The 14,565-nt window shown below is 53.9% G+C and carries 11 protein-coding genes; 7 read left to right on the forward strand and 4 right to left on the reverse strand.

Annotated elements, in window-relative coordinates:
- The first annotated feature begins 1,137 nt into the window (after nucleotides 1-1,137).
- From LLG96_18145 to LLG96_18170, 6 genes are all read left to right on the forward strand, one after another.
- Nucleotides 1,138-2,712 carry a hypothetical protein gene (locus LLG96_18145; GenBank protein MCE5252126.1) on the forward strand — a complete coding sequence of 525 codons (1,575 nt, stop codon included), beginning with the start codon at nucleotides 1,138-1,140 and terminating at the stop codon, nucleotides 2,710-2,712.
- The gene (locus tag LLG96_18150) at nucleotides 2,712-4,073 is read left to right on the forward strand and encodes an outer membrane protein transport protein (protein MCE5252127.1); all 1,362 of its coding nucleotides are present in this window, start codon (nucleotides 2,712-2,714) and stop codon (nucleotides 4,071-4,073) included. Before LLG96_18145 ends, LLG96_18150 begins: the two co-directional genes overlap by 1 nt.
- 237 nt (nucleotides 4,074-4,310) lie before the next feature.
- On the forward strand, nucleotides 4,311-5,057 hold the full coding sequence (locus LLG96_18155) for a DUF4159 domain-containing protein (GenBank protein MCE5252128.1): 747 nt from the start codon (nucleotides 4,311-4,313) through the stop codon (nucleotides 5,055-5,057).
- Nucleotides 5,058-5,113: 56 nt separating this feature from the next.
- Entirely contained in the window at nucleotides 5,114-5,839 is a 726-nt protein-coding gene (locus LLG96_18160; GenBank protein ID MCE5252129.1) for an ECF transporter S component, read from the forward strand.
- A 15-nt stretch (nucleotides 5,840-5,854) separates the two neighbouring features.
- On the forward strand, nucleotides 5,855-6,556 hold the full coding sequence (locus LLG96_18165; protein ID MCE5252130.1) for an energy-coupling factor transporter transmembrane protein EcfT: 702 nt from the start codon (nucleotides 5,855-5,857) through the stop codon (nucleotides 6,554-6,556).
- Nucleotides 6,550-7,890 (forward strand): ATP-binding cassette domain-containing protein, encoded by a 1,341-nt coding sequence (locus tag LLG96_18170; GenBank protein ID MCE5252131.1) that lies wholly within the window; start codon nucleotides 6,550-6,552, stop codon nucleotides 7,888-7,890. Before LLG96_18165 ends, LLG96_18170 begins: the two co-directional genes overlap by 7 nt.
- 344 nt (nucleotides 7,891-8,234) lie before the next feature.
- Here LLG96_18170 and LLG96_18175 read toward each other — a convergent pair whose 3' ends face one another.
- From LLG96_18175 to LLG96_18185, 3 genes are all read right to left on the reverse strand, one after another.
- Entirely contained in the window at nucleotides 8,235-8,651 is a 417-nt protein-coding gene (locus LLG96_18175) for a hypothetical protein (protein ID MCE5252132.1), read from the reverse strand.
- A 574-nt stretch (nucleotides 8,652-9,225) separates the two neighbouring features.
- Nucleotides 9,226-10,347: a hypothetical protein gene (locus LLG96_18180; GenBank protein MCE5252133.1), complete on the reverse strand. Its 1,122-nt coding sequence runs from the start codon at nucleotides 10,345-10,347 to the stop codon at nucleotides 9,226-9,228.
- Nucleotides 10,334-11,227: a class I SAM-dependent methyltransferase gene (locus LLG96_18185; GenBank protein ID MCE5252134.1), complete on the reverse strand. Its 894-nt coding sequence runs from the start codon at nucleotides 11,225-11,227 to the stop codon at nucleotides 10,334-10,336. The genes LLG96_18180 and LLG96_18185 overlap by 14 nt, the downstream gene beginning before the upstream one ends.
- 232 nt (nucleotides 11,228-11,459) lie before the next feature.
- Between LLG96_18185 and LLG96_18190 the strand changes: the two genes are divergently transcribed.
- On the forward strand, nucleotides 11,460-12,044 hold the full coding sequence (locus LLG96_18190) for a hypothetical protein (protein ID MCE5252135.1): 585 nt from the start codon (nucleotides 11,460-11,462) through the stop codon (nucleotides 12,042-12,044).
- Nucleotides 12,045-12,072: 28 nt separating this feature from the next.
- Here LLG96_18190 and LLG96_18195 read toward each other — a convergent pair.
- Nucleotides 12,073-14,565: PQQ-binding-like beta-propeller repeat protein (locus LLG96_18195; protein MCE5252136.1), on the reverse strand; the 2,493-nt coding region annotated here is incomplete at its 5' end.

Raw genomic sequence — 14,565 nt, forward strand, 5'->3', positions numbered from 1 at the left:
TGCCTTGTGCCTTATGCCTTGTGCCTGTCTTTCCTCAATTTCTCACCCACTCGGCTAAAGTACCGCGACGGTCTCGATAACGCTCGATAACACCACTTTCGATTTATTCAGTCAAAATCTTCGAGCATACCTTCCTGGCGACAACGGTAGATAAGTTGAGCTCTTTGTGGATATCAGTGGATAAAAAGTTACCACGAGTAGACAGGACCCATTCCCTGATCTGATCGGAAAGCGTCACACCCTTACGGTTCCGGAATTCCCGGAGCTCGTGGAGCTCGGCTTTAATACAGACAGGCACAAGGCATAAGGCATAAGGCACAAGTGAATGTAAATACAGGGACTAAGGCGCTGAGATACTAAGCGATAAGACCTTCACATCACCACCCGTCTTCCCCGAATCTTTAATCGGTAAACCATCTCTAATCGTCAGAAGTGAAACCGGAAAGTCTCTGGTTTTTTCCCCTTCTGCCTTCTGCCTTGTGCCTTGTGCCTTATGCCTTGTGCCTTGTGCCTGCAACTATTGTTTGTATTAAACATTCACATAACCAACGAACGTTATTGATCGGCGTAAAAAAAGAGCGCGGTCGCTCACTTATTACCGAGAGGTAATATAATCAATTACACTTGTAATGTCAAGAGAAAAATAACGATGGTTAAGAATAATATGAGTATATGGGCGCGAGGGTTAGGTTTATAATGAAAAAAAGAGATTAAATATTCGCTGATTTTTTTTGAACGACAGAAGTATTCCAAAATTGTCTGAACCGCTGATTACTCTGATTAACTGATTACCATGATACCATGGGAATGTACCGGATTTTTCAATCATAAAAATCATTGAATCATGTCAATCAGCGGTTCAGACAGTCTTTCCGCCATAAATCGGCAAACTTACCCTGACCCCCTCTCCCATCCATGGGTGAGTGAATACAGCCGGGCGGGCGCCTCTAACCACAAACCATAAACCAATCACCACAAACCGTATCTACCCGCATCCATTTCATCCAAAAAATTTCAGATGAAAACTCAAGGGATGATTTTTCCGTGATTTCCGTTATTTTACATACCAGAAAAAAGAAGCACGGGAGCACAAGGTTTCCCGCATACACTTTCAAAAAAGGAAGCGGGGTGTTTACCATGAAAAGAAAACTGTTATCAATGAGCGCGATTACCCTTGCAGGGGCTATGGTTCTTCTGTCGGGTTGTTATACCGTCGTCAGCAGGCCCGTAATTCGGGAAAGTATTGAAAATTCGAGATATACCGCGCCCGAACGGGAAACGGCTGTCGCACGGAACAGCGACGAGGGTAATGGTGAAGATGTAGAAGCAGCCGAAAACGAAAACACCGAAGAGGCCAGCGCAGACAGCGAGTATTACGGCAGTGTTGAAGACCGGTACGAATCCGGCGCATCTTCAGGTACAACGTACAATTATAATTATTACTATCCGGATTATGCATTCGACCCCTGGTGGTCACGGTCATGGTGGTATGAACCGGTCGGATGGTATGGACCCTACCGGGATGTGTGGGTAGGACCTATCTGGCCGCGATGGTATGCCAGTGTCGGATATCGCGGTTATGGCTGGGGCTGGGACGTCGGCTGGGGATGGGATGGAGGCTGGGGCTATGATCCGTGGTTCTATGATCCATGGTACTACGGCGGGGGTTACTATGGCGGAGGTTATTATTGGGGCGGTTATCCGTACTATGCCTATGATTACGGGTATCATCACGGGCACGGCGGCGGTCATTACTACGATGATTACGGCCGTGATAACCAACCGGGACCGAAAATGCTGAGGCAGGACAGGCTTGCCGGATTCGGAACCGGCGGACACACGACAGGGTCGGGTGTTTTGGTGAATGACAGCTCTTCCAAGACAGCCACAGGAGCCAACAGTGATTTGAGAACGACAAAACGCCGTGAATTCATGAGCGAAGGTCTCTCCACTGCAACATCCCGCAGATCGTCATCAACCGGCGGGGAGACTGTCTCGAAAGGCGCTTCGGATGTTTCGTCAAAGACCGATCGTTCCGGCACAACATCGACACCTCAGAAATCCCGTGAAACCTCATCGGGCACAACGACCACGAGACGTGAGAAGACACCGGCTTCAACAGGTAAGGATTCGGGTCTTTCGACATCACGGCGTACGAAAACCAGCACGACAACCGATAAAAAAAGTCCTCTGATATATTCGCCGCCGTCGAACTCAAATGAAACGATATCAAAACCTGCGTCAAGATCGGACAATTCATCGAGCGAAAGTTCAAACTCGACCGGAAAGACAGTTATACGGCAGAATGACCTTCGCCCGCGCACCAGGACATTCATAATAAGCAGCCAGTCGGCGAGAGAGAGTCAGTCCGCCTCTGAAAGCCGGAGCAGCGTATCGAAAAATTCGGGCACTTCGTCTTCATCTTCATCGAGACAGAGTTCTTCGGACAGTTACCAGAGTACCCCGTCGCGGTCGAGTAATTCAAGCAGCTCAGGCAGCTACCAGAGCACTCCATCACGGTCGGGCAGTTCAAGCAGCTCGTCTTCACGTTCAGGTTCATCGGGCAGCTCCGGAGTTTCGAGCGGTTCGTCTTCACGTTCAAGCTCGGGTTCGTCGAGCTCAGGTTCAGGTCGTTCAAGTTCAGGGTCAGGCCGGTCGAGCTCGGGTTCGAGCCGGTCATCAGGCTCCAGCACCAGCAGGAGGAATAAATAATGAAACCGGCATTTCTGGTTGAACGTATACATGGAATCACTCGGATTCTCGTTGTCACCATCCTTGCAGGAATGGCATATCCCGCACATGCGCAGGAGGTATCGGTGGACAACGATTCGGGCGTCGGGGCACGGGCAATGGGGATGGGCGGTGCGAACATCGCTGCCGCAAACGATCTCTCGGCGGTACTGTACAATCCCGCCGCGCTCGCCCGCCTCGATAAGATCGAGGTGCAGCTCGGAATCAATACACTGAAGCGCGATGTCAAGACAACCCTTAAAAGTTCGACGGAACCCGATGGTACCGCTGACACTAAAACCGATTATTCGGGCCTCGGTTCGATAGGACTTGTCTACCCGGTCCCGACTGCCAGGGGCAGCCTTGTATTCGCCGTGGCCTACAACCATGTCAAGGATTTCGAAAACCGTCTCAGGATCGACGGGTACAACGATACACTCGAAGGATTTCAGACAGGCGAATCGGTCGAGGAAGGCGGCATGGGCATACTGTCGCTCGCGGGAGCGCTCGATGTATCGCCCCAGGTTTCGTTCGGCGCATCGTTCGATATATGGACGGGGTCGTACAAGCGTGACAACCACCTGCTTCTCAACGATTACCGCACCGGTTCCCAATGGTCGCAGCTTGACATCACCGGTGTGGACGATGATATATCCGCATGGAGCTTCAAGCCGTCCGTTCTCTACCATGACAGGAATTTCAGGCTCGGCGCGTTTTTGAGGTTTCCCATGCAGTTCCACATCACCGAGCGCAATTACCTCGAATGGTACAGCCGCGGCGATGGCGAATACTTCAAACTGTACGAAATCATCGATCCGACATCGGACTTTACCGACGATGCGTATATCGACCATATGAGCTACACCATCAAGGCGCCGATGCAGTTCGGTTTCGGTCTTTCATGGACTGCGCTGAGAAAAACCACGCTCGGGTTCGATTTCTCGTACGAAAACTGGAAACAGGCCAAGCTCGATTATCCGTCGGACTACCTGTCCGATCCCAATTACTTCCGTGACAGGTACCGCTCGTCCATGAGCTGGAGAATCGGCCTCGAACAGCGTCTCCCGTTCTGGGATATGTTCGGACGGGTGGGGTATTTACGGCAGCCGGTGCTCTTCAAGGGTCCACGGTCATACGACGAGGGCGCTCCGGCGATCACGGTTGACAACGAGCGCGACTTTATTACCTTCGGGCTCGGCAAGCAGTTCGAAGATGCGCTGTCTGTCGATGCCGCCGTTGCATACGGATTCTGGTCTCAGAAGGAGGAGCCGCGCAAGGACGAGGAAACCCAGACACGGTTCTATGTATCGGTAACGTACCGGACGCCGAAAATATTCCGATAACCGTTTGACATGGCCTTATACCAATTTGCATTCGTATAGATAAATACCATGGGTAAATGATGATAGATACCGAAACAAGTTCGGCATGACAACGTGATCGTATCCATGTCACCCTGAACTTGTTTCAGGGTCTATACCATAAAAAATGACGTTTGAATCATACCGATAAACTCAACATAGTGTCACAGGGATATTCACCTTGAAATGAATGGTTTCATTAACCGGGGCAGGTTCCTTATGAGACATGGCGCTTTAAAATTACAGAAGGTTGAGCAATCTTCACGGCTGTATGTACTTGTCATGTTTGCCGTAGTGTTTTTTACAGCTTCCGGGGTTTATGCCCAGAACGATTCGATGCGGCCGGGGGTTGTACGGGACTCTCCGGGAAGTCAAAACATCAAAGGCTCGGTCGTGCTTGTTCCGGTAAGATCCTCCCAGACAGGCTCTGACAATACGAATATTCTCAAAGGACTTTCCGAGGGAATAATCAAATACACCGATATCAACACATCTATCGACCAGTCCATTAACTTCGACTCTCCCCGTCTCCTGAAATACCCGTTCGTCTATTTAAACACAGGGCAGGGGTTCGAGCTTCTCGACAGCGAGAAGGCAAATTTGAAGAATTACCTGTCATCCGGCGGTTTCATCGTCCTTGAGTTCGATTACAAGGCTTTCTCCGGACTGAAAAAGAACCTTCCCGAAAACGCCCGTCTCAAACAGATTCCTCCCGACCATAAAATCTACCGTTCCTTTTTCAATATCGAGCAGAGCATTTTTGACGGCGACATGGGAGAACGACGGTCCGGGCAGCTTATGACGGGGCCCTATCTTACCGGAATATGGCTCGATGACGTGCTCGTCGGTATCTATTCCGATAAAAAGCTGGGAAACGAGTGGGAACGGTACTGGGAAAGAAGAACCGGCGACGGGTCACGGATGAGGCTCGGAGTCAACCTGGTCGTCTATGCTCTCTCACGGTGACCGGGTTTCAGTTCCGGGACTACGCCGATTCGTGAATATCCCGCATGGTGGTTAAAATGCTCAGTGTTACAACAAACACCTTGACAAGGCTCCATGGTTTTGTCATCATTCTTCTTGCCGTTGCCCGGGCTCATATCACCGGCAGCGACACATTCGTGGAAAAAGGCCCTCCGAAAAATACAACCGTTATTCACGATACGCTGAAACGGGATACAGACCTCGTGCGACAGATAAACGCTTTTGATGCGGGACTCATTGCCCTCGGCGCAGCATTGAACGTCTCGATCGGATATCTCGTAAATCTGCTCAAACTGCCGATTTACCTCGATTCCATTGGGACGGTGTTTGTGGCTGCGCTCTGCGGATGGCGTTATGGGGCGATTGTCGGCCTGGCTGCTCTTGTCGTTCTGTCGGTCACCGCCATTCCCACCTCGATGGCGTACGCGGGCACAGCCATTGTCATCGCGTTGATATCTTCCGGCCTGGCACGGTTCGGGTTTCTCAAGAATATCCGTGCGACCATTATCGGCGGGCTCATCCTGGGGCTCGGAGCAGCCGCTGCCTCCGCTCCGGTAACCACGCTCGTGTACGGCGGGGTATCGATTGCAGGTTCCGATGCCATAACGGCGCTGTTCAGGGCAATGGGGTATCCCCTCTGGAAGAGCGTCATCTTCGGGAAGCTCCTCATAGACCCGCTCGACAAGCTTGTCACGGCGCTCATCTGTTTTTCTCTCGTTCAGTCGCTCCCTCCCCGCATGCTCGAACGCCTTACTCGTAAATGAGAGCCTGGCACGGCCATGAATTCCTCATCGGGAACATTTCTCCATCCATCCGCACATCTGCTGATAGCACTGGAAATCATGATTTTCTCAATCGCCCTTCCGACATTCCCGGGAACGGGGCTTCTCCTTGTTTTCTTCACGGTATCGGTGGTCATTCCCTCACGCACCGAATTCCGTCTTACCCTTAAATTCCTCAGGATTCTCGCTATTGGAGCTCTGTTCCTGTTTCTCATTCATGGTGTCACCTGGGAACACCCGGGATTTTCGTATCAGGGAATACTGACCGGCATGGAAAGCCTCACCCGTATCGCGGCTCCGGTCGTCTCCGTGATTTACCTCTCGCGGCGGATACGATCCGAGGAGCTGTTTGCCATGCTCATCGACTACAGGGTGCCGCCTTCGGTCATTCTCATTCTTTTCAGAACCATATGGCTCGTGCCGAGGCTTACCGAACGCATGGACGAGGTCGTCACAGCGCAGAAACTGCGGGGCATGCGCGCGGAAACAACGATGCAGCGGATACGGGCGCTCATTCCCACGCTCAATCCCATTTTTTCATCCATGCTCAGCGAGATTTCGATGAATTCGCTCATCATATCCTCACGGGGGTTCATCGCTCCGGGGGAAAAGACCCATCTTGTCCCGCTCAGGTTCCGTCCGGCGGACGCCGCCGCAATCGCGCTCGTAACCTTTGTGCTCGGGGTGCTCTGGTGCTGAAAACGGACAATCTCACGCTTCATCTCCCGGAAAACGGGCCGGCTGTGTTCGATGGTGTCTCCTTCGAGCTCAACAAGGGCGAAATCGGATTCATTTCGGGACCTCCGGGATCGGGGAAAACCGCGCTGGGACTGACCCTGTGCGGATACCTCCCGCTCTGGGCGGGATCATGGAGGCTCGATGGCGGAATCGAACTGTTCGGGCAGCCGGTCGGGCAGGGTGCGCCCGCGCCCGAGACAGGGCTCATCCTCGAAAATCCCTACTCCCAGCTTTCGGGACTCAAGCGTAATGTCGTCCACGAGCTCGCTTTTCCGCTCGAATGCCGCGGCGTCGACCCGGCGGACATGCCCTCCATCATCGACCGGTACGCTGTAAAACTCGGAGTCGGACACCTCCTCGAACGGAACATCCGCACTCTTTCCGGCGGCGAGCTCCAGCGTGTCCTCGTTGCAGGCGCTCTCATGACGAGCCCCCGTTTTCTCTTCCTCGACCGTCCGCTCACCGAAATCGATACCGGTTTCCGGCCCCTTCTCATGGAGATCATCCGCGCTCATACGCATGAAAACGGCGGTATCGCCCTTATCGCTGAGGACCCCTGGCTCTTTCCCGCCGGTCAGTACGACACCGAAATAAGCCTCGGCGCCCCGGTCGATTCTCTATCACATGAAAATGTCCGCCACAAACACGTTTCCCGCCATGAAACGTCATCAACAGAAGGCGCAGCCGCCCTTACCGTCGAGGGGCTTTCGTTCGCCTACAGGGACGGCAGGCCGGTGCTCCGCGATCTCTCATTCTCCCTCGGAAAAGGCGCTGTCGCCCTCGTGAGCGGGCCGAACGGATCGGGAAAAACCACGCTTGCAAAGCTCATCGCAGGCATTCTCTCCCCGGACAAGGGCGCCATTGTGCTCAACGGCCGCTCCGTTTCGGCAATGAAGGACTGGGAAATCATGTCCGCTGTGGGGCTCTCGCTCCAGAATCCCGGCCTTCACCTCTGCAGGAAAACGGTGGCGGAAGAGCTCGAGCTCGCGGTGAAATGGGGCAACGCGCCGGGGAAATACATCGAAATCCTCGGGCTGGAGCGTCTTTCGGGCACTCATCCGCTCGAACTGAGCCAGGCGGAGAAAAAACGTCTCGGCATGGCCCTCGCATGCGGAGAAAAACGCACGGTGCTCCTGCTCGATGAACCGACCCAGTATCAGGACAGCGAGGGTTTCAGCCGTATGGTCGAGGCGATAGACGCGTTCACCGATGGCGGTGGCGCAGTCCTTGTCATCACCCATGACCCGCGGATGTTCGGGGCATTTCCAGAGGCGGGGATTATTAATCTGGGATAAAGATAGGCAGAAGGCACAAGGCACAAGGCACAAGGGGAAAAGAGACAGAAGGACAAAGAGACAAAGTGGGTGACATCGAAAGGAGTCCCGCATGGACTTTTCGGTAATAGCCTGTCCCCAGCCTGATCGGGGATTCAATGACGGGCGGATTCTTTTTTTTTGATCCCCCCGGCTTAGCTCAGCTTCGTTAGAGAGACAGTGCGACGCTGCGCAGCCCGGAATACTCCCTTAATTTGCACGACTGCCCTGCGCTGATCGAAGCGGTCGGCAGCTTGCGGTTGTCCGGCATCCGGCCACTGAAATACAAATGTATTTGTGTCCTCAAAGGCACCTTGTCCGTAAACTCATTCTTTGGTTACCGGATGCTTATTGCCAAAGGTAATCAATTCAACCGGAGCCCCATTGTGAATGATCATCGCAGCACGGACACCGTCTGAAGGAGAACCGGACGGAAAGATTACTTCCCTGCCTCGAAGGGCTTCATCAAGATCGTCAACTTCAAACGCTATGTGCGGCACAGTCCGAATAATCTCAGGCAAAGGGCTGCCCGGCTCGAAACGCATCCATTCAATACCATACGGACTGCTGCTGAAACCCGAAACGTACATTTTGTATCGGGCAATGTATTTCTCATCGTTACGGGGAATTTCGGTAGGCACGCCAATGTGATGGTATCGCCAGCCCAGTTTTGCTACTGCTGCCGGTGGTTCATCGTCACGTCGGTGTTCTTCTGATTTTGTTTCATACTCGGAATCTGACATGTCAACCATTTGTCTCCCTCGGCGCACAAACAGCACAATTTAAGTATTGGTCAAGAAGATTAAGCAACTCACCAGACGCCAGACTTGAATGTACAGGTGCTCAACATTGGATTATCCGGTTATCCAGTTTGATAAGCTAACAGCATTAATCCCCCTCGGCTTCGCCGTATCCCCCTTATAAAACAAAGGGGGACGAAAATGTCCCCAAAGCCGCTCCCCCCTTAACAAGGTGGGATACCGCAGGCAGGGGGGATCACATGCTACCGAAAAAATTGTCGATTCTTATTAAAAAGTTTTTTGGCTTATCAAACCGGATAACCGGATTGTTATTGATTCAAATGCAGCTGCGGGTGCCGTAAAACCCCTCGAAACAAGTCTCTCAGTTTATCCCTGCTCAGAATATATAATATGTATTGAAAAAATGAAATTTCTCCCCCTGTCAAGAGAAATATGTTCAGCATGCGATCCCGTATTCTTCCTTCCACAAACCATAGACCATAAACCACAAACCAATTAATCTGACACTGTCTTTCCCCTTCTGCCTTCTGCCTTGTGCCTTATCCCTCGCTTTTCCTCACTCCCCCTTTTCGAGCAGGTAATTCTTGAAAAAGTCGAGGTCCCTGACCTCGATTCTGATGCCGGTAAGGAGGCCGAAGCGGTTCTCGTCGCGGTCTTCTTCGGGAGTGCATCCCATTGCCCGGAGCATCTCGTCATCGAGGTCCTTCACGGGGGCATGGTAGATCACCTCGATGATTCCGTCAAGGTCGCCGTTGAACAGGGGAAGAGTCACCGTCTCGCGTTTCATGCCGCCGGAATCATGCACGATCTCCATGAGGTCGGCGGAAAACGATCCGAGGCCGTGCTTGAGCCACTCGGTGGGACCGATGAATGTCCTGCAGGTCGTTCGAGTCCCGTCCTTTCCGAGCACCACGATGCCGAGCCTGATGCGGCAGGCGATGAGGCGGATCATGAGGCGGGCGATGGTGTCGGCGGGAGAACGGCCGTACCCCTGCGCCGGAGGTTCGAAATAGAGACGGGTTTTCCAGAGCACGTTCATGAGGAACCAGGTCATTGCCTCGTGACGGGCGCTCACCATTTCCTCGAAATGCTCGATGGGAATGACAAACACCTCGGCATCGGTTGCGGGGCGGACGTTTTTGCTCTTGATGTAGAACGGATGCACCGCTGTCTTGGAATTTTCGGGATCGACGCTGTCACGGAGTATATGGCGCGGATATGCCATGGCCCAGTTGAGCGCCGGCCCGCTCGCCCAGGCGCCGTAGGTCATGTTGAACCGCGGCGGGAGCTTTGCCTTCCAGAGCTTCGGGCTGCCGAGAATGGAGAGCGGAACCTCGAACTCACCGAAAATGTCGCCGGGTTTGAGAATGAGCTCCTCGATGAGGAACTCGCCGCTTGTCCTTGTATAGAACACACGGCCGATTGCCACGACGCCGCTTTTCACGACATAGATGCTCGATGGATTCCATGCGCTCCTGTGCTCGACATCGGTGATGGGCGGAATGATGTAGGTGACACGGTCGGGGTCGTACAGTCCGGGCGCCGAATACGCTTTCACCTCCATGCGGTCGATATGCTCGTGAACAATGGCGGTGAACCGCTCCCTGAGGTCTTCGTAGGTCCGTCCTCCGGGAACAAAGGGGGGCACATTGAACGTTTCGGAATCATGGTTTTTCACTGTTCGGCTCCCTGCGGGCAATGAAAGCGAGCGCCGAAGGCGCATTGGCAATCCGCGGCCAGTACAGGTTGGTTTCGAACGGCGTAAACGGTGATATTCCCTCGCGTATGAGGCGGGGAAGCTCATGGCTTCCTTCGGGGAGAGCGATCACCTGCTCGACAGTAAATCCCGCACGGGCGAAACAGAGACGGTAGTCATGGATGGTGCGGTGAAAGTACGGAAGATAGAAGGCTTCGTTGGGTTCATCGACGATGGGGTATTCTCCCGCCCATCGCCAGAGCGCGGCCTCCGCGCCCTCGCCTGCTGTCCCGGAAGGTTTTCCTAAACTCTCCGCAGGATTGATCCGCCCGTTATCGAGGAGCCAGTCGGCAAAATCCGGGTGGACGGTGACGATGACCACATGCGCCCGCTCCGGTGTAATGATCCGCAGGTTCTCCATGAACGAGCCGAGACCGGGGATTTCCTGCACGGTGAACACGGAAACGATGCAGTTCCATTCCCTGCGGCGGGCGAGAATTTTCTCCGGGAAACCGGGGTCGGTGAGATTGCCCTCGATAAAATCAACCCTTCCGCTTTCGCCGGGCATGCGCATCCGTGCGATGAAATCGGCTGATATATCGACTCCGGTGTACGATCCGCCGCTGTCGAGTATCCCCCTTCCGACAGCATCCCCGACAAAGACGCCGTCTCCGCATCCGAGATCGAGAACATGGACAGGCCCGCCGGGATAGAGTTTCATCAGAATTTCCGCCAGCGCCGGATGGATGACATGGCTGCGGTAATTCCTGTCCTGCCCCGTCCGGCCGGTCCAGCGGTCACGGGCGTTTTTCCAGAGCGATGAGGCCCAGGCTTCGGCATGTTGAATGAATTCATCGTTCATAATTTCTGGTTTCTGGTCTATGGCCTATGGTTAATCTGAATGACTGTTTATACTGCATTCATAGACGGCTATGCATCAATAATAGTATATTTTACCGGGAAAAACACCTGTAAAATGAACGCAGAACGACAGGCAGCCGTATTCCGCACAGATTTTTGCACTGTCAGGGTATAAAATGTATTATACTTACGTTCTGTTTCGATTAAAAAACTTCTGACTTCCGGGAGAAACCATGTCATTTGCCCTGCGAACCGTCATCGTTATTCTGTTTTTCGTCATTTCGGCCGTACAGCCCGGAGAAGCGGACGAAACCATCAAAAAGTTCCTGACGGAAATCACGTATACCAAAGACAACAACGTTCTCAGATTCAGGCCGTTTTACTATATATTGCCAGCCGAAACTCAGCAGACCGATGTCATGCTCGGCAGGAAATTCGGTAGTTTCACGGTTTACGGGTACTGGAAATACGACAACAAGGACAGAAGCTGGATCGGAGCGCGCGCCGACTACACGCGGAACATACTCAGGGATACCGTGGCCCTGTCCGTTCAGGTCAGGTATTTCGAGGGTCTCAATAATTCATCGAAAGACCACTGCTTTTTCCTGCCTCAGGGGGCTTACAAGATCGGCAGATTCGGTATCGGCGCTTTGGGATACGGGAAACAATACACCGGAAAAGGTCCGGAATTTTATGTGTGTCCCCTGCTGAGCGCCCGTGTGACCGGGCATATCGATATGTCCGTTTTTTACGGCATCGATGTTTTTTCCGACACACAGCAGGACATGCTGATGTGGAAAACTAATTTCAGTTTATAGAACGCACCAAACCTGCCGGTTACCCGGATTACCACCCCTCGGCAACGATCTCTATGCCGTTTATGATGGGTTCTGCCTTTCCTGCGCGGTCGGCGGGATCGAAAGTGACGACGAGCTCTCTTCCGACCCGGATATTTTTGAACTCCCTGACAACGGTTTTCCGTGAGCCTCCGCCTTCACCGGCCGGATCGAATCCCCCGAGCACACGGTTCCCCTGAATCGTCACATCGAACACGCGCCCGCCCGGTTTCACCATGTCCGGCTCGGCAAAATAGAGCCGCACAGTGTATGCCCGCTCGCCGGGCGAGTTTTTGGCAAGAGTCACCGCCAGACGCCGTATACCCTTGACTCCGGAGGCACAGACCCACGGCGCCGCGCCGCTCTCGACGAACGAGCTGTGGTTGGTGAACCGTTCGGGCTTTTCCGGTTCGGTTGTCACGGCGATATCGGGCGAGGGGCCTCCGACGCTCGGATAATCGAGCCACAGGACGCCGGTCTCGGACAGACGGTCTCCCGGCGCGCCGAAATTCAGTCCGACCTTCCTGACCGGGCCATCGTCCATGTCGATGGTGTTATAGGTCCACATCTCGTTTTCGGGCATGTTGATGAGCGCCAGCGATGTCTGGTTCTGGTAGGAACAGCTGCATGTGCGCGTATAATCGGGCGCGTTCAGGACGCCGTCCGCAGCGATAAGGGTCGCCGTGCATCCCGACTTGAATCCCCCGAAGTTGCCGGTCCCGCCGTCGTTCATGATATCATAAAAGCCCGCCGCGCCGGAGCGGAAGGTCACGAGGTATTCGCTCGCGATGGGATAATTGCACCCGTACTGGCGTGTCCATGACCAGGGTCCCTCGTTGCCGGTGAGCGGATTGAGGCGGTTTATGGGATCGCCGGTGAGAAGGTCGAACACGTTGCCTTCGGTGATGATATGGCTGCCGTGAAGAATGGGAAATGTCGGATACTTGACCTTTTTGTCCCATACCGGGGAGCCGTCCGAAACCCTGAACGCGGCCATGCGCTCGCCGCTTTCACCCGCAACCATGTCGCGCGAGGGACGGGTGCTTTCGAGCAGAATGCCGTGCTCTCCGGAATAGCTGAGGAATGTCCCGAATATGTCGTTTGAGCTTTCCCAGAGAATTTTCCCGGTTTTTATGTCGAGCACGAGGAGACGGTAATCGCCGGGAATGTCCTTCCCGCGCCGTTTGAGCTGACTCTCGATAAGGGGAGGGTACCTGTCGAGACAGAAAAGCTTTCCTCCTCCCGCCGCGGTGCCGTTATGGAGGAATCCGTACCGGGAATCGAGCTGCCAGAGGATATCGCCGGTATAACGGTTCATGACGATCAGTTTCTTACTCGCGCTCGTATCGAGGTCTTCGAAAATGGAATACTCGCTCTTCTTTTTCTGGAGAAGGTCCGAAAACGTGACAAAATCGCTCCCCGCAATGAGAAGATCGTCGTAGACGCCGATATATGCCCAGGGTGGTATGACCTTGGTTTTTGCCTCCGGGTCGACAGGAGGCAGCGTGAACACTTTTTTCTCCTCGCCGGTGGCTACATCGAGCATATGGCAGGAGCTGCCCTGGATTACGTACACATAGTCGGACGCGGCGACAAAATTCGTTCCCCGGATGTTCGCGCCGGGAATATGCTCCTGGTTATACCGGATATCGGTCGGCGTTTCCTTGTAGGTTTTATCGTAATAAACACCGTACGTGCCGAGATCGTTAAGCGCCGCTTTCCATATCACCCTGCCGGTGTATACGTCACGGGCGCTCAGGCAGTTGATTCCCTCGATGAACAGCCGCCCGCCGACCACCTGTTCCGATGGCCCGTGAGCGTGACGGGGGAGAACATCGAGATTCGAGCTTCCCCCAAACCAGAGGATTCCGAGCGGCAGCCTCACGAGGCTGTCGTCCGATTTGGCGGTGTTGGCAATATCGCCGTAATTGTGCGTCCAGTCGGCGGAATCCCTGAGAGGCCCCTCGCGCCCGATAATACGGGAATCCGCATCCGCCGAACATACCAGACCATCGAGACCTGCACCCGCAACCAGCTTCGACAGCCCGCCGGAGGTTACAAAGCCGGGCGAAAACCACGCTTTCCCGCCGTAGGGACGCATGGAACGATAGATGCGGCCGAGGAAATTCTTTTCAGGTGGATACCGTTTTGGATCGAGGTTGTGCACCACGGTCAGCGATGCCATGTACAATGGGGCTTCGAGGGTGAACGGATCGCCCTTTAGTATCGCTGTCCGCTTACCGTACAATCCCTTCTCGTCGAAACGGCGGCGCATGGTTTCAACCGTTTTCTCATCGGTATCGACCGCAATGATGTGGAGAGTCGAATTCACCGCGAGAGCTTCGAGGAGATCGCCGTCTCCGATGCCGTAAAAGAGCGCATAGCCGTCCCCGATACCCGTTTTGCCGAGAAGCGCGAGGGCTTCCTGCGTGGTTTTCATCGTCGCTCCGGCAGCCGTCGGACGGTTCAGAATCCGGCGGGGACTTTTCGCTCCCGCACTGAA

It is taken from the genome of bacterium, from assembly GCA_021372535.1.
Classification (GTDB): Bacteria; Latescibacterota; Latescibacteria; order Latescibacterales; family Latescibacteraceae; genus JAFGMP01.